Origin of the sequence: Tenacibaculum skagerrakense, assembly GCF_004345825.1 — a bacterium.
GTDB classification, from domain to species: domain Bacteria; phylum Bacteroidota; class Bacteroidia; order Flavobacteriales; family Flavobacteriaceae; genus Polaribacter; species Polaribacter skagerrakensis.
The window spans coordinates 277,258-295,047 of record NZ_SLXM01000004.1; the positions used below are offsets into that span (position 1 = coordinate 277,258).

Sequence of the window (17,790 nt, forward strand, 5' to 3'; positions counted from 1 at the left end):
GCGTATAAGGACTTAAAGAATTTATTATGAAATTAAAATTACTTTACCTGTTGTTTTTTATAACAACAATAAGTTACGCACAAATACCAACTTCCGGTTTGAGCGCAAGTTATGATTTTACAAACGGAAGTTTTATAGACCAAGCTAACGGAAACAATTTTACACAAACTGGATCTAGTTTGCTATTGGCTAATGATAGATTTATATCAGCCAACAATGCTATTCAGTTAAACGGAGATTATTTAACTAGGTCTGATGTAAACTTTGGAGGAAGTACTAATACTTTCTCTATAACCTGGTCATTCTGGGTAAAAACAACAACTGATAATACAGATGTAAAAACTATTATTGATGATAGTAGTAGGAACACTGTTGCAGGGTTTGATGGTGATGATGTTGGATATTATATTTACTTAAGAAGTGGTAACATAGGTCTGTCAAGTAGATATTATGAAGGTAGTTTTGTAGTTCCAACACAAGGTAAAGGATATGGGCATTTGCACCCAAATTATGTGGCTGATGGGAACTGGCATCATATTGTTGTAACGTTTAACCCAACATTAATCTCGGGTGTACAAAGAATGAATTCAACTATATATGTTGATGGAATTGCGAATTCTAAGAGTTCAATTGAAACACCAATAGTAACTTCACCTAATACTAACGGAAATGTTACTATAGCAAATAGTAGAACTAACCATTTAAGTTCGCCTAATATTTATGAAGATGAGTTAGATGATATTTTAGCATATAATAGAGTTTTAACTTCAAATGAAGTTGAACAAATTAGAGATATTGGTAATTTTTGTTTTAAGCCAAATAGTAATTTAATTTCTGCAAGTAACATAACGCAAAATTCAGCAGATGTTACTATTACTGGTAATGATACATACGATTTAGCATATCATAAAGTGTCAGAACCATTTTCTTCAGCTACAATTATAAGTAATGTGTCTAATGGTGTTCAAAGTTTAACAGGTTTAGACACTTTTACAGAATATTATGTTTATTTAAGAGAACAATGTACAGTAACTACTGATTGGTCAGACAGTGTGTTGTTCAAAACAGAGAGACCTTTAGGAAGAATTTATGTAAATGCGAATGCAACAGGAAATAATAACGGATTAGACTGGGCAAATGCGTATAATTCACTTCAAGACGCTTTAAGCGACGTGCAACCTACTGAAGAAATTTGGGTAGCACAAGGTACTTATAGTCCTGATGCTTCTGATAGAAGTATTTCTTTTACCATAACTCAAGATGATGTTAAATTATATGGAGGTTTTAACGGAACAGAGAGCAATCTTTCTGATAGAGATTATCTTGTAAACGAAACGATTTTGTCTGGAGATTTACAAGGAAATGATGACACGACTCTTGAGTTTGTTAATACTACTAGGAATGATAATTCTTATAATATCGTTACTGTAAATGCTAATAATTTTCAGATTGATGGATTCACAATTTCAGATGCTCATGCAAATGGTAGTACTGGTACACAACAGTCTGGAGGTGCAATATTTAAAGGATATACGGTTGCTAATTTAAATGTGTACAATTGTAAATTAAAAAACAATGTTGCCATTGGTGCTGCTTCAGCTATTTTTTCAAGGTATGATACTTCAGGTACTTTAAAAGTGTATTCGTGTTCGTTTGAAAACAATTTAGCAAGACACGGAACTACAATTTACTTTTATACAAGTACAGGAAATACTATAAATGCAGAAGTTGTCAATTCATTATTTAATGGAAATATAGCTAAAGATAATGGAGCAACTAAAGGATATGCAGGAAGTGCCGGTTGGTTTAGAGCTATAGGAAGTGGTTCTACTGCAAATTGTTTGTTATTAAATAACACCTATTCAGGAAATCAAGATTTAGGTACTACAACAGGATTAAACAATTTTAATAGAGCAACTGTTGGTTTAACTTATACGAGTGGTACTTTAAATGCAGATGTTTCTGGATGTATATTTTGGGGGAATACTACTTCTGGTGGTGCTACTACAAGATCTATTGCAGAGATGAGTCAAAATTTTGGTCAAAATATTTTAGTTGATAAATCAATAGATCAAGGAGGTTTTGCATCAATTGCTCCGGTAAACGTTACGAATAGTTTGTCATCAGATCCATTATTTGTAAATGCTTCTTCTAATGATTTTTCATTACAATCAGGATCGCCAGCAATAGACTCAGGAGATGGTTCTAAATTACCATTTACGATAAGTAAAGATGTTGTTGGAAACCCTAGAATCTACAACGGCCAAATTGATATGGGAGCGGTTGAACAAGCTTGTTCAGGATCCTGCTATACTTTAACAATTAATATTGTAGGAGAAGGAACGGTATCTAATAATGGAAATCTTTTGAATTCAGTTTCAGTTTTTAATGCAAATGAAGTGCTTAGTTTAGAGCCTTCTGCCGATTTTGCGTATGCTTTTTCTGAATGGACAGGTGATGCAACAGGTACTGCAAATCCTTTACCTGTAACAATGGATTCAGATAAAACAATTACAGTAAACTTTGTTCAGGCACCAGTATATGTAGATATTGATGCTACGGGTAGTAATAATGGTAGCTCTTGGGCAAATGCTTTTACAGATTTACAATCTGCATTATCTGCTGTTAATGCTAGTTCAAGTGCAACCTCAATATGGATTGCAGAAGGAAGATATACACCAGCAACTAGTGGTAGAACTAATTCTTTTATAATTACAAAAGAGAATTTAGAAATCTATGGTGGTTTTAATGGTACTGAAACCGATTTGTCTCAAAGAGATGTTACTACTTATACAACAATTTTATCTGGAGATTTAAGTAATAATGATACCTCTAATGCTATGACGCATCCTACACGTACTGATAATACCTACAATGTAGTTAAGTTAAATGCAAATAATGTTACGTTAGATGGATTAACAATAAGAGATGGGCATGCTAATAACAATCCTAATGATGATACCAATAATGGTAGTGGTATTTTAGTTTCAGATACAGTTAATGGATTTAATTTAAAAAACTGTACTATATCTAATAATGTATCTAGAGCTGGAGGTGCAGTATTAGCTTTTTTCAATTCAGATGCTGCAGTTACCATTGAAAACTGTCATTTTGATAGCAATAGAGCAAGATATGGTAGTGGTTTATATTTACTTGTTGATAATAATCGAACTGTAACTTTAGATATTACAAATAGTTTATTTACTAATAATAGCTCAGAAAAGTTTACTAATACTGAGTTAGGTTATACAGGAAGTTCTGCCTGGATAAGAGCTACAGGAACTCAATCTAATTTAACAACTACTATTACAAACTGTACTTTTGCAAAGAACTCTGATATAGGAACTGAACCAACTTCTCAAAGAGGAACTTTAGCGTTAAGTAGAAGAACTGATGGTAATAGTACTCATAATGTTACGATTAATAATACTATTATTTACAATAACACTGGTGCTGGAGGAAGTGTAACTAATGATGTTAATAGAGGACATACTAGTTTGCCTAATCAGGTGTTAGTTAATAACTCTATTGGTGAGTTAAATTTTTCGTTGTTGCCAAGTGGAAATTTAACAAACACTTCTAATTCAGATCCTTTATTTTCTGATTTAGCAAATAATGATTTCACATTACAATTGGGGTCTCCTGCAATTAATTCTGGAGATAACAGTAAAATACCTTCATCTGTAACTACAGATTTAAGTGGAAACAATCGTATTTTCGATACAACTGTAGATATGGGAGCTTATGAGAGTGCAATAGTCCCATTTACTTTAACAATTAATGCAGCAAACGGAAGTGTAAGTACCAATCCAAATCCTACAGGAGGAGTCTATGCTAACGGTACTGTAGTTACGTTAACAGCTACACCAGATGCTGGATATCAATTTGATGGATGGAGTGGAGATGCTACTGGAACAACGAATCCATTAGATATCACTATGGATGCAGATAAAACAGTTACAGCGTTATTTAGTCCGATTCAAAGAACTTTAACTATCAATGCTACCAACGGAAGTGTAAGTACAAATCCGAATCCGACAAGTGGAACGTATGATAATGGTACTGTAGTTACCTTAACAGCTACACCAGATGCTGGATATCAATTTGATGGATGGAGTGGAGATGCTTCTGGAACAACCAATCCATTAGATATCACTATGGATGCAGATAAAACAGTTACAGCGTTATTCAGTCCGATTCAAAGAACCTTAACGATTAATGCAACTGATGGAAGTGTTGCAGTAGCGCCAAATTCTGGAACTGGAACGTATGATGACGGAAGTGTTTTAACGTTAACAGCTACACCAGATGCAGGATATGAGTTTACAGGATGGAGTGGAGACGCTTCAGGAACTACAAATCCATTAAATATTACTATGGATGCTGATAAGACGGTTACTGCCAACTTCAGCCCGATTCAAAGAACCTTAGCGGTTAATGCAACTAATGGTAGCGTTGCAGTAGCGCCAAATTCTGGAACTGGAACGTACGATGACGGAAGTGTTTTAACGTTAACGGCTATACCAGATGCAGGTTTTGAGTTCACAGGATGGAGTGGAGATGCTTCCGGAACTACAAATCCATTAAATATTACTATGGATGCTGACAAAACGGTTACTGCCAACTTCAGTCCGATTCAAAGAACCTTAACAATTAATGCAATTAATGGAAGTGTCACGGTAGCGCCAAATTCTGGAACTGGAACGTACGATGACGGAAGTGTTTTAACGTTAACGGCTATACCAGATGCAGGTTTTGAGTTCACAGGATGGAGTGGAGATGCTAATGGAGCTACAAATCCATTAGATATCACTATGGATGCTGATAAGACGGTTACTGCCAACTTCAGCCCGATTCAAAGAACCTTAACGGTTAATGCAACTAATGGTAGCGTTGCAGTAGCGCCAAATTCTGGAACAGGAACGTATGACAATGGTACGGTAGTTACCTTAACAGCTACACCAAATGCAGGTTATGAGTTTACAGGATGGAGTGGAGATGCTAGTGGAACTACAAATCCATTAGATATCACTATGGATGCTGACAAAACGGTTACTGCCAACTTCAGCCCTATTCAAAGAGCCTTAACGATTAATGCAACTAACGGAAGCATTGCAGTATCGCCAAATTCAGGAACAGGAATGTATGATGATGGAAGTGTTTTAACATTAACAGCTACACCAGATGCAGGATATCAATTTGATGGTTGGAGTGGAGATGCTTCTGGAACTATAAATCCGCTTGATATTACTATGGATGCTGATAAGACGGTTACTGCCAACTTCAGCCCGATTCAAAGAACTTTAACAATTAATGCCGCAAATGGAAGCGTTACAGCTAGTCCAAATCCAGTAAATGGTACTTATGATAATGGTACTGTGGTTACTTTAACTGCTACACCTGATTCAGGTTATCAATTTGATAGTTGGTCTGGAGATGTATCTGGTAGCACAAATCAAATAACTATTACCATGGATACAGATAAGACAGTAACAGCGACATTCTCCGTTACTCTTGGAGTGAATGAGGAACAATTTAAGATTCCGTTTAAGCTATATCCAAATCCTGTTAAAGATGTGTTACATATTGACTCAGAAGAGGATGTGAAGAAAATAAAAATTTACAATGCAATAGGACGAGAAGTTATAATTATAAAGTCTTTCGAAGAAGATACAATCAATGTTGCTGATTTATCTCAAGGTATTTACTTTATGATTATTGAAACTGAATCTGGCAAAGGCGTTCGAAGATTTATAAAAAAATAATGATAAATGAAGAAGAGTAAAGATAATTACAGGTTTGAGATGACGCTTATTCTAATGTATGGAGTTATTTTCTACCTAATAGCTTTGCTATAACTAACCTTAAGCCCTTCAATAATTATGAAGGGCTTTTTTTTTAGTACACATTGTAAAACATTATCGTATAAAGTAGGGTGAAAGATTACTTTAACTGTTTAATAACTTGGAAAGGATAATTTTAACAAATTTATTGTAAGATATTTATACCACTTTTTATAAAAGATTTATTCAAAAACAACTATAGCATGATGAATAAGAGTAAAGATAATTACAGATTTGAAATTACATTGGGAATCATGTATAGTTTCATTTTATTTCTGATAATTTTTTTATAATTCAAAAAACAAAGAAACCCCTCTTTATCAGAAGGGCTATTTTAGTTATTTTAGAAAAGTTATTTTTGAGGGGAATGTGTTTCTAAAATTAGTTTTTAATTATGTTAATTAAAAGCCAAAAAATGTATCTAAATTATTTGTTATAGTTTTCCTTTTTAATGCTATTGTACAATTAATAAAGTATAATAGATAGTATTAATTATTTGGAGGTATATTAATTGTTGAACTACTTTATAGAAAAATATAATATGCTAATGATGATACCGATAGGCGTTTTTTAGTAAACTTTTATCTTTTTTTCATTTAAACATATCTTTTTCTATAATGAATTCTCTTCTTTAACATTAAATATTAGCATGTTGAGGTTAAAAAAAATATATTTGCCAGCTTAAATAAAATGTTATTGAATGAAGTTTTTGATTAAATTAAGTTTATTGGTTTTTGCTGTAATCGGGGCGCAAGCACAAGAAACCTTACCAATATATCAAGATTATTTATCTGATAATGTTTATTTAATACATCCAGCTGCTGCAGGAATCGGAGATTGTGGAAAAGTTCGTTTAACAGCAAGAACGCAATGGTTAGGTGTAGAAAATGCCCCTGAATTACAAACATTAAGTTTTCATGCAAAATTTAATGCTGATTCTAAAGCCGCTTACGGTGCTGTTTTTTTCAATGATAAAAATGGATTTCATTCTCAACAAGCATTTCAAGCTACTTATGCCTATCATCTAGAAATGGATAGAGGTAATGTTTTTAATCAATTATCGTTTGGGTTATCTTTATCTGGAGTGCAAAATCAAGTAGATCAAACCACATTTGCAGGTGATCCTACAGTAAGACAATTAATTGAAAGTGAGTTGTATGTTAATGCTGATTTTGGTTTAGGATATCACTATAAAGGGCTTTCTAGTTATTTTACAATCAAAAATATATTCTTAACAGCAAAAGATAATTTAAGGAACGAATTTGACGCTCTAAACCTTCGTAATTATATTTTAGGAGCTGGGTATTTCTTCGGTGATGAAACAAAAATTCAATATGAGCCTTCATTTATGTTCCAATTTAAAGAGCAAACTCAAGAAAAGATATTGGATTTAAACGTTAAAGTATATAAGAGCTTTAAGAAAACTAAGGTGTGGTTAGCAGCCTCTTATAGAAGTTCTTTTGGGGGAAATACATTTGGTAACTCACAATACATCTCTCCAATTTTTGGTGTTAATTTCAATAAATTTATGGTTTCTTATACCTACACAAAACAGTTTGGAGATATCATGTTCTCAGATGCAGGTTTCCACCAAATTTCATTAGGTTTAAATGTGTTGTGTAGAAAGAAAAGATTAGCAGCTTGTCCAAATATTAACGGGCAGTTGTTTTAAAAGTCTTTTTGTTCAACGATTATATTGGAATATTCAGTTAAAAAGTTTTCAAGTACCTCTTTAGATTTATTGATGTAAAATATATTCTTATTTGTATTTGGAGTACTATTTAGCAAGTTTTGCTGAGTTAATATATTGTTGGTTTGTCTAGCTACTGCCTCTCCTGAATCAATGATTTTTATGTTTTCGCCTATGATTTCCTTTATTTTTGGTATTAAGTAAGGATAATGCGTACAACCTAACACTAAACAATCTACATTTTCTTCAATCATAGGTTGTAAATACTTCACTAGTAGATGATGCATTTTCTCAGATTCAATTTGATTGTTTTCTATTAATTCAACCAAGCCTTCACCAATTTGCTCTATAATTCGTATCTCTTGTTTTATTAAAGAAGATGTCTTTTCAAAAAGATCACTATTTAAAGTTCCTTTAGTAGCTAATATTCCTATTGTTTTAGATTTAGTTAATAAAGAAGCGGGTTTAATAGCTGGTTCAATACCAATAAAAGAAATTGGATAATGTTGTCTTAAATACTGAATTGCATTTGTCGTAGCAGTATTACAAGCAACAACTATGAGTTTACAATTTTGTTCAAGTAAGAATTCAGTATTTTTTATAGATAACTCCAAAATCTCCTGCTTAGACTTTTGTCCATACGGTGCATTCTTACTATCCGATAAATAAATAGTTTGTTCATTAGGAAGTAAAGAATGAATTTCTTTCCATATGGAAGTACCTCCAATGCCTGAATCAAAAATTCCTATAGGTTGTTTTGTTGTATCTAAACTCATATGGTTACAAAAATAAAAATCCTGCCATTTAAGAGCAGGATTTTTATATAAATAAGTTGTTCTATATTAGAAACCTAATTTAGCTTTAACAGCAGCTAAAATATCATCTCCTTTGTCGTAAACGATTAATCCTTTACCTGGAGATGCATCCATTACATAAATAAAACCTTTTTCAGCAGCTACAGCTTTAATTGCATCTTCAGCTTTTTGTAAAATAGGTAATGTTTTTTCTTGATATCTTTTCGCCATTTCTTGATTCATCGTTTGCTCAGCTTGAGCAATTTTTTGACGATCTAATTGAACTTCTTGAGCTCTTTTTACGTTTTCTTCTTGTGTTTGAGTTTTACCTTCAGCTTCGTATTTTTTTACTTTAGCTTCTAGTTTCTTAAACATTCCTTCTATATCGTTTCTGTATGTAGTTCTTAATTTTTCAAGCTCAGCTTTTAAAGCCTTAGTTTCTGGCATGTCAGCTAATAATTTGTCGGTATTAATGTGTGCAATTTTTTGAGCATTTGCCACACCACCTAATCCAACCGTAAAAATCGCAACTAATAATAACGTCTTTAAATGTTTCATGTCTGTTTTAATTTTAATTTTATGTTTCTTTATTGTTATTTACCTGTTTTTTGTTCGTTTCCTTCTTTCTTGTCTTCTTCCTCTTTTTTCTTAGCGTCTTCTTTTGCTTTTTTCAAAGCATCTTTCTTTTCTTGTAATAATCTTCTTTTTTCCTCTCTAGCTTTCAAACGAGCTTGCCTTTTTTCTTCTATATCTTTTAATTTAGCTTCTCTGTCTGATAGTTTTTTTTGTTGTAAAGCTTCTTTTTTAGCTTGTCTTTGTTTAGCTTCTTCAGAAAGTTCATTATTGCTTAATAATTTCTTTCTTTCTTCAATTTTATCAAGCTTATCTTGTTTTTTCTGGTCGATGTTTATAAGCTTTAATACTAGTGGGCTAATATCGTGTTTTTTATTAGAATACAACATTATTAATTCGCTAGATTTATCAAAAACAAAGTCATACTTTTTACGAGAAGCAATGGTTTGTACAGCATTATAAACTTGATCTTGAATAGGCTGAATTAATTTCTTTCTTAATATGTACATATCTCCATCTGTACCAAAATATAAAGACTCTAATCTTCTTAAGGCTTCTTGTTTAACGGAAATATCTTCTTCACGTTCCTCAATTAACTCTGGAGTTAATATTGCCTTTTCATTGGCTAAATCTGTTTTTAGAACTTCAATAGCTCTTGCTTCTTTATCAAGATTAGCTCTCCACTTCGCAACTTTATCATTCAAAGCATTTTGTGCTTCTATATATTGAGGGATATTTTGTAAAATATAATCCATATCAATAAAAGCAATCCTTTGATTTTTTTGTGCAGCTAAACTGCTTACAATAAGTAAAAGAACGAGTGTTAAAATGTTTTTTTTCATCTTTATAATGTGTTTAGAAAAAACCGTGCCAAAAAGCAATACACATCACAAATGTAAGTTTTTAGAACTGTCTTCCAATAATAAAATGAGTTTGCCATCCAGATTTTTCTGTTTGTCCTGGTAAAGGATCAAATCCGTGAGCAAAATCAATACCTAATAATCCGAAAGCTGGCATAAATATACGAACTCCAAGTCCAGCAGATCGTTTCAATTCAAACGGATTAAAAGTACTAAAATTGTCATAAGCATTACCAGCTTCTAAAAATCCTAGTGTATAAATGGATGCAGAAGGTTTATCTGTGATTGAATAACGTAATTCTAATTGGAACTTGTTGTATATAGAACCTCCTTCAACTGAAGAGATTTGGTTGTTTGCATATCCTCTTAATCCAACAATTTCTCTACCATCTAACTGACCTTGAGCAATACCATCTCCTCCAACAAAATAACGTTCAACAGGTGTTAATCCTAAATCGCTATTATAACTTCCTAAATAACCTAACTCAAAATTAGACATTAATACTAGTTTATTTGCTAAAGCAGTATACCATTTACCTTTAGCAGAAAGCTTATAATACTCTAACCATTTATAACGATCAGCTAAAAAGTCTTGTCTTTCATCATTTGTTAAATTACTAGGTTCAGTTAAATCTTTACCATTTACTAAAGAGTATGGAAATGTGGCTTTAGCTCTTAACGAAAATTCTGAACCATACGTAGGGAAAATTAAACTTGGACCCGCTGAGTTTCTGCTTAAAGAAACGGTATAAGACAAGTTGTTTAAATCTCCATTACTTAATACAGAATTAGAGTTTCCAACTCTATATGGGAAATTATCTAATGCAATTCTTTGATAACTTACATTTTGAGACAAAGTAAAGAAATCATCTGGCCATTGTAATCTTTTAGCTAGCCCTACAGATGCACCTAAAATCCCTAGACTTTGACCACGGTCTACAGTGTTGGTTCTAAAATCAAAACGATATTGATTAGAGAAATAAATAGAGAATGATAGCGATTGAGGTTTTTTACCACCTAACCAAGGTTCTGTAAAAGATAAACTATAGGTGTTGTTAGTTCTACTTGCTTGTAAACGAAGCGATAAACTTTGTCCATCACCCATTGGAAGCGGAGTGTATGCATCTTTGTTAAAGATGTTTCTAACAGAGAAATTGTTAAAAGATAATCCTAATGTTCCAATAAAAGAACCACCACCAAATCCTCCTTGTAATTCGATTTGACTTCCTCCTTTTTCAACAACAGCAAATTCAATATCAGCTGTTTTATTTTGGTAGTCAGGTTTTACATCAGGAACAACATTTGTATCGAAGAAACCTAATTGACCGATTTCACGAATAGAACGAATAATGTTTTGTCTACTAAATAAATCCCCAGGTTTTACTCTCAATTCTCTATAAATAACGTGGTCATTTGTTTTATCATTACCAACAACGGTTACTTTACGAATAGTAGCAGGTTCATCTTCTCTAATACGAATTTCAACAGTAATAGAGTCGTTTTTTACTTGAGTTTCTACTGCATTTACAGAAGAGAACAAATACCCATTATTGTGATATAAAGTTTGAATATCTTGAGAGTCTGGAGTACCATCTCCTGAAATACGTTCTTTTAATACTTTTCCATTGTATACATCTCCTTTTTCAATTTTTAAAAACTGATTTAAGAAATCGTCTGTATATTTTTTGTTTCCAACAAATAAAATATCTCCAAAACGGTATTGCCTTCCTTCTTCTAATTCAATTTCTAAATTGATAGTATTATCTTCATTCCAAGTTAATTGGTTGTTTAAAATTCTAGCATCTCTAAAACCTAACTCACTGTAACGCTCTAAAACATTTTCTAAATCTTCTTTAAAATCATCTTCGATATATTTAGAAGACTTCCAGAAACGACCTAAGAATTTTTCCTTAGTATTTTTCATCAATCCTCTTAATTTTCCTTCAGACAAAGCTTTGTTACCAACAAAATCAATATTCTTAATTTTAATACGATCACCTTTATCAATATGAATGAACATATTAACTGTATTAGTATCGGTAGTATCCTTTTTTGTGTTAAGAGAAACTTTAGTTTTAAGGAATCCTTTATCAGTATATTTTTTAGTGATATAATTTCGAGTAGTAACAATTAAGTTGTCAGTTACCTGAACACCTCTTTTTAATTCTGTTTCTTTAATTAACTCTTTAGATTTTGATCTGCTAACTCCTGTGATAGTAGTATTGTTTAACTTAGGAAGTTCAATAACATCAAATTGCAAGTAAACCGTAGTCCCATCTATTTTAGATAAATATACATCAACAGCACTAAACTGTTTACTTTCATATAATTTTTTAATGGCGCTTGTTAATTTATCTCCAGGAAGTTTGATAGGTTGTCCTTCTATCAATCCAGTATAAACTTTTACTGTAGATTCGGTAAACTTTTGTAAACCTGTAACGGTAAATCCACCTAAAATATATTCTTTACCTCTTTCGTAATCAATTTTACTTGTAACCTTTGTGTTAGGTTGAATGGTATCTTTAGGAGTTTCTTGAGCTCTTGAAATCGCACTAACTGCGAAAAATACTACTACTAAAAATAACTTATTATACATCTGTACCAATCTGTTCACTTGTCTTTCCAAATCTACGTTCTCTGTTTTGATAGTTTATTACTGCGTCAAAAAGATCTTCTTGTCTAAAGTCTGGCCATAATACATCAGTAAAATATAATTCTGCATAGGCCATTTGCCACAATAAAAAATTGCTGATTCTTTGTTCCCCACTTGTTCGAATCATTAAATCAACGTCGGGCAAATTAAATGTATATAAATGATTATTTATAATTTTTTCATCAATTTTTTTTACGTCAATTTCGTTATTAACAACTTTTTTAGATATGTTTTTGATAGCATTAACAATTTCCTCTCTGCTTCCGTAACTCAAAGCAAATGTTAGCGTTATCACGTTGTTGTTTTGTGTTTCTTCAATAACTTTTTGAAGTGTTTTTTGAGCTGTTTTAGGGAGTTGGTCTACAGCTCCGATACTGTTAACTTTGATTCCTTTTTTATGAAATTCTGGAAGTTCTTTTTTTAAAGCACTAACCAATAAACTCATCAAAGCATCTACTTCTAGCTTAGGTCTGTTCCAATTTTCTGTTGAAAAAGCATAAAGTGTAACAAACTTTGTTCCTATTTGTTTAGAAGCATCTACTGCTTCTCTAACTGCTGTTAGGGCATTTTTGTGACCAAAAACTCGCTGCATACCCTTTCCTTTTGCCCATCGTCCGTTACCATCCATAATGATAGCGATATGTCTAGGAACATTGTTTAAGTTTATACTTTGTAGTTTTTCATTCATAAATTATTCAGTATCAGCATAACAGGCAGGTCTTCCGAAGGTGTAAACTATTGAAAACCCTGTAAAAGTATAAAAATCATTACCATTGCCACCAAAATTTAGTGAGGTAATTTTATCAGTAGTATAATCTAAATCGTCTTTAAAGGTAAGTCTAATAGCTGATTCAAATGCAAAAGCTAAATGATCAGAAATCCTTCCTTTAATACCAATTCCTAAAGGAATTGAAAGAGAAAAATCACTTGTAAATTGTACATTTCCACCAACAACAGATTCAGGTGTTTTATAATTAAAAGCACCTACTTGAGCTAGAATATAAGGAGTGAATGTATGTCCTAAAGAGCGGACATTATATTCAAAAAAATTAAATTCTAAACCAGCAGCGATTTCATGTAAGGTATTGTTGAAGCTAAAATTTCGTTGCTCTCTAAACAAATTATCAGAATCATTGTCATCACCATTAATTGGTAACGCAGTATAGTTTCCTCTAATTGCAATCCTTGGGTTTAGATTATATTTATAAACAAGTCCACCTGCTACCTTATTAGGAAAAACATAATTAGTCCTCCCAATATCACCAATATAGTTAGATCCACCTAAGAAAATACCAACCTCATGGATTTGAGCGTAAGCAACTGTTGTTATAAACGTAAATAATATTAATATAAACCTCTTCATTGTTAGAAATAGCGTGCAAATATATGGAATTGAATTTGCTTTAAAAAGTTAATAATCTGTCTTTTTGATTAACTTTCTTTTTAAAGAAATATTGTAATTGATGATGCTTTTAAGAAGAGCCATGGTTGCGGATATCTTCACCCCATAATAATTTATCTCGTAATGTTTTTAAATAAGATTGATCTTCTAATAGAATTGTTTTAATTGTAAAAGGAGCTTTTTCTATATAAACTTTAGTTTCTTGAGGAACTGTGGTAATTCTTGAATCTAAAGAAATAAGAAAATCTTTTTCTCTAGCGCTAATTTCAAGTTGAATGGTAGTGTCTTCAGGAATTACTATTGGACGAGCATTTAGGTTATGCGGAGCTATTGGTGTGATAATTAAACTAGTTGAATTTGGTAAAATTACGGGGCCATTACAGCTTAAAGAATATCCTGTAGAACCTGTTGGTGTTGCGATAATTAATCCATCAGCCCAATAATTTGTCAAATATTCTTCATTTAAATAGGTTTTTACACCTATCATAGAAGTTGTATTTCTTCTGGCAATGGTAATTTCATTTAAAGCAAAATTTAAATCAGAAAAAGCATTGGTTTCAGGTATGGTTCTTAGTTGTAAAAGTGTTCGTTCTTGAATGCTATAATGTCCTTTCATTAAAAGCTCAATGGCTTCTTTGATTTCTTTTTTCTGAACAGTTGCTAAAAAACCTAATCTTCCAGAGTTGATTCCTAAAATAGGAATGTCTAAATCTCTAATATAAGTTACTGCTCTAAGAATTGTACCATCTCCTCCTACCGAAAATAAAGCATCAAACGAGTTAGAAAGATCATCGAAATGAGCAAATACAGGATACTTTTTCTTTAATAATTTATGCTCTGTAAGTAATTCGAAGAAATCTTTTTCAATGAAAATTACCGTATTATATTGCTCTAGAACTTCAATAAGTGTTGTAACTTCCTTTTCACTAGATACAGAATATGATTGGGCGTAAATTGCTACTTTTTTCAATGTTTTCTGTTTTTAGTTTTGGGGTTACATATCAAGATACTTCTTGAAGTAATTAGCTCGGTCTTTTAATTCCTCTAAGAACATGTCATCTTCTAATTGAGAGATAACACTGTAATCGTATCGTCTAAAAGTTTGAATTATTTCATTCATTTCTTCGGAAGATATTTTCAACGTAACTTCAACTTCATCAACAGTTTCTCTAGATACATATAAACCTAGTAGTTTTGCTTTGTTGCTTTCTACAATTTGAGATACCTGACTCATGGAAAAATCAACTTTAGATTTAGCAACAATTAAAGTAACATTATCGTTATGCATAAAAGGGCTATCTGCAAAAAGATCTAAAATATCTCTAAGGTCATAGTAGCCAACGTAGTTTTGTTGTTCGTCTAATACTGGGATAATATTACAGTCGTTTTCAGCAAAAAGAGCTAGTAACTCCAATAATGAAGATTTTTTATTAGCATGAAAATGCTGAATTAAATGTAAGTATTCGTTTAGTAAAGAGTATTCATTTTCAATTGTTTGAATGTCATCTTCTGCAAAGCATCCAATTAACTTATTATCTTTTACAACTGGAATGTGAGTAATTGGAAAATGCTCACAAAGATTAAGAGCACTACTCACAGAACTGTCAGGAGAAAGTGCTTTAATTTCCTTTAAAATGTAGTCGTTAATATTCATTGTTACGAATATAGTTTAAAAACTTTTAATAGGTTATTTTTGTATTCTTTAAAATATACAGATGACAAAATTAAGTGTAAATATTAATAAAATAGCTACGCTAAGAAATTCTAGAGGAGGAAATGTACCAAATTTATTACAAGTAGCAAGCGATATTCAGAGTTTTGGGGCAGATGGAATTACGATTCATCCAAGACCAGACGAGCGTCATATTCGTTATCAAGATGCTTATGATTTAAAACCAATTGTTACTACAGAATACAATATCGAAGGAAATCCAATCAAAAAGTTTACGGATTTGGTGTTGGAAATAAAACCAACTCAAGTAACGCTTGTTCCTGATGGAGACGATGTGCTTACTTCAAATGCAGGTTGGGATACTGTAAAGCACCAATCTTTTTTACAAGAAATGGTTGCTGAATTCAAAAGTGCAGGTATACGAACGTCAATTTTTATAGAAACCGATTTGAAATTGATTGAAGCAGCTGCTAAAACAGGTGTAGATAGAATAGAATTGTATACTGAAGATTTTGCGATAGCGTTTGAAAAAGGAAATAAAGAAGCTGTTAAGCCTTATACTGAAGCAGCAATTTTAGCCAACGAATTAGGAATGGGAATCAATGCTGGTCACGATTTGAATCTTGACAATATTGAGTTTTTCAAGAATAATATTCCAAATTTAGCAGAAGTGTCCATCGGACACGCATTAATTTCTGAAAGTATCTACTTAGGAATAGAAAATGTAGTGAATATGTATTTACACCGACTACAGTAGTTATGAAACAAATTTTACATTCGAAAATAGTAGGAGAGGGAAAGCCGTTTTTGATTTTGCATGGCTTTTTTGGAATGGGAGATAACTGGAAAAGTCTTGCGAATAAATTTGCAGAGGAAGGTTTTGAAGTACATTTAATTGATCAGCGAAATCATGGAAGAAGTTTTCAAACAGATGCGTTTAATTACGAATTATTGGTTGAAGATTTACACAACTATATTGAGCATTACAATTTGGAGAACGTCTATTTGTTAGGGCATTCTATGGGGGGTAAAACAGCTATGTTATTTACTACAACCTATCCGAATTTAATTGATAAATTATTAATTGCAGATATTGCTCCAAAAGTATATCCACCACATCATCAAGATATTATTAGAGCTTTAAATTCAGTTGATTTTTCTATTCACACAACACGTACTTTAGTTGATGAGAAATTATCAGAATTAATTCCTCAAGAAGGAGTGCGTCAGTTTTTACTTAAAAACACCTATTGGATTGAAAAAGGTAAACTAGGTTTTCGTTTTAACCTAGATTCATTAACCAAAAACTATAATGAAATTGTTAAAGGTTTGTCTAATGGTAAGGTTTATACTGGAGAAACGTTATTTTTAAGAGGAGGAAATTCAAACTATATTTTAGATCAAGACGGTCCGTTATTACAAGCACATTTCCCAAAATATAGTCTAATCACAATATCGAATGCAGGGCATTGGCTTCATGCTGAAAACCCTAGAGATTTTTACGAAGCTGTTATTCGTTTTTTACAATAAAAAGCATCTTGTATTATTACAAGATGCTTTCATGGGTAAGTGAATGTCAATCAAAAAACTATCCTCTTCTATCTTCTCGTCTTTCTCTTCTATCTTCAATAATTTCTTTTTTATCTTCAATTATCTCAAGCTTAGTAGCTGTTATGTCTGCTTCCATAGTGTTTGCAAATTCATTCAATAATTTAGAATTTGTCATTAATTTGTGCTTTCCTGGAGCTCTTTTAGCTAAGAAATTATAAGATTTTATTGCTTTCATAATTTCTTTTTGACGCTTAGTTCTATTAATTTGAGCTTTTAAATCTCTTACATCATCATTTTTATCTCTTCGATCATCTCTTCTATCTCGGAAATCATCTCTTTGCGGTCTTCTATCACCATAAGGGTTATGATTTCTAGCTTCTCTTGTTGATCTTGATAATTCTCTTTTGCTTTGTTGTAACTCTTTTTGATCTTGTTTAATCTTACGCTTACTTTCTGCAATTTCTCTTTTCATATCAGATAAAATATCAGCTTTTAATCTTTTTATTTGTTTAGTGTTATGAGCAATAAAAGCTTCTTCAAAAGCATTTATTTTTTTTCTAAACTCATGTAATTGAGCAATATCTCTTTTTAATTGCTTATGATTTGTAATCATAGCTTTTTTATTGTCGATTGCTTCCTTTGTGTTTCCTAGATTTTGAGCGCTAATTGTAGTAATCGATACAGTTAGAACAATTACTAAAAGTGATTTAAATGTTTTCATAATCGTATTGTTTCTTTCTATGACAATTAAA

13 protein-coding genes are annotated in these 17,790 nt (G+C 31.9%); 4 read left to right on the top strand and 9 right to left on the bottom strand.

The annotated features are described in order from the left end of the window. Window positions 1-26 precede the first annotated feature (26 nt). Window positions 27-5,765: an InlB B-repeat-containing protein gene (locus tag EV195_RS08920; RefSeq protein ID WP_132794603.1), complete on the top strand. Its 5,739-nt coding sequence runs from the start codon at window positions 27-29 to the stop codon at window positions 5,763-5,765. Window positions 5,766-6,543: 778 nt separating this feature from the next. Beyond that, the gene (locus EV195_RS08925; RefSeq protein ID WP_132794604.1) at window positions 6,544-7,515 is read left to right on the top strand and encodes a PorP/SprF family type IX secretion system membrane protein; all 972 of its coding nucleotides are present in this window, start codon (window positions 6,544-6,546) and stop codon (window positions 7,513-7,515) included. Here the strand turns inward: EV195_RS08925 and murI are convergent. The 8 genes from murI to EV195_RS08965 form a co-directional block, all read right to left on the bottom strand. Beyond that, window positions 7,512-8,309: a glutamate racemase gene (murI, locus tag EV195_RS08930; protein ID WP_132794605.1), complete on the bottom strand. Its 798-nt coding sequence runs from the start codon at window positions 8,307-8,309 to the stop codon at window positions 7,512-7,514. The two genes, EV195_RS08925 and murI, sit on opposite strands and share 4 nt — an antisense overlap. A 66-nt stretch (window positions 8,310-8,375) precedes the next feature. Beyond that, window positions 8,376-8,885 (bottom strand): OmpH family outer membrane protein, encoded by a 510-nt coding sequence (locus tag EV195_RS08935; RefSeq protein WP_132794606.1) that lies wholly within the window; start codon window positions 8,883-8,885, stop codon window positions 8,376-8,378. A gap of 35 nt (window positions 8,886-8,920) precedes the next feature. Continuing rightward, window positions 8,921-9,742, bottom strand: a complete 822-nt coding sequence (locus EV195_RS08940; RefSeq protein WP_132794607.1) for an OmpH family outer membrane protein — start codon at window positions 9,740-9,742, stop codon at window positions 8,921-8,923. A 61-nt stretch (window positions 9,743-9,803) separates the two neighbouring features. Then, window positions 9,804-12,356, bottom strand: a complete 2,553-nt coding sequence (bamA, locus tag EV195_RS08945; protein ID WP_132794608.1) for an outer membrane protein assembly factor BamA — start codon at window positions 12,354-12,356, stop codon at window positions 9,804-9,806. Next, window positions 12,349-13,101, bottom strand: a complete 753-nt coding sequence (locus EV195_RS08950; RefSeq protein WP_132794609.1) for an isoprenyl transferase — start codon at window positions 13,099-13,101, stop codon at window positions 12,349-12,351. The genes bamA and EV195_RS08950 overlap by 8 nt, the downstream gene beginning before the upstream one ends. 3 nt (window positions 13,102-13,104) lie before the next feature. After that, on the bottom strand, window positions 13,105-13,776 hold the full coding sequence (gene porG / locus EV195_RS08955) for a type IX secretion system protein PorG (RefSeq protein ID WP_132794610.1): 672 nt from the start codon (window positions 13,774-13,776) through the stop codon (window positions 13,105-13,107). A gap of 109 nt (window positions 13,777-13,885) precedes the next feature. After that, window positions 13,886-14,785 (bottom strand): NAD kinase, encoded by a 900-nt coding sequence (locus EV195_RS08960; protein WP_132794611.1) that lies wholly within the window; start codon window positions 14,783-14,785, stop codon window positions 13,886-13,888. 24 nt (window positions 14,786-14,809) lie between these two features. Beyond that, on the bottom strand, window positions 14,810-15,469 hold the full coding sequence (locus EV195_RS08965) for a CBS domain-containing protein (RefSeq protein WP_132794612.1): 660 nt from the start codon (window positions 15,467-15,469) through the stop codon (window positions 14,810-14,812). Between the two features lie 61 nt (window positions 15,470-15,530). On the opposite strand from EV195_RS08965, the gene EV195_RS08970 reads away from it, so the two are divergent. Continuing rightward, window positions 15,531-16,244, top strand: a complete 714-nt coding sequence (locus tag EV195_RS08970; protein WP_132794613.1) for a pyridoxine 5'-phosphate synthase — start codon at window positions 15,531-15,533, stop codon at window positions 16,242-16,244. A 2-nt stretch (window positions 16,245-16,246) separates the two neighbouring features. After that, window positions 16,247-17,017: an alpha/beta fold hydrolase gene (locus tag EV195_RS08975; protein WP_132794614.1), complete on the top strand. Its 771-nt coding sequence runs from the start codon at window positions 16,247-16,249 to the stop codon at window positions 17,015-17,017. A gap of 58 nt (window positions 17,018-17,075) precedes the next feature. Here EV195_RS08975 and EV195_RS08980 read toward each other — a convergent pair whose 3' ends face one another. After that, window positions 17,076-17,759, bottom strand: coding sequence for a hypothetical protein (locus tag EV195_RS08980; RefSeq protein ID WP_132794615.1), 684 nt, complete (start codon window positions 17,757-17,759; stop codon window positions 17,076-17,078). Window positions 17,760-17,790: the final 31 nt, after the last annotated feature.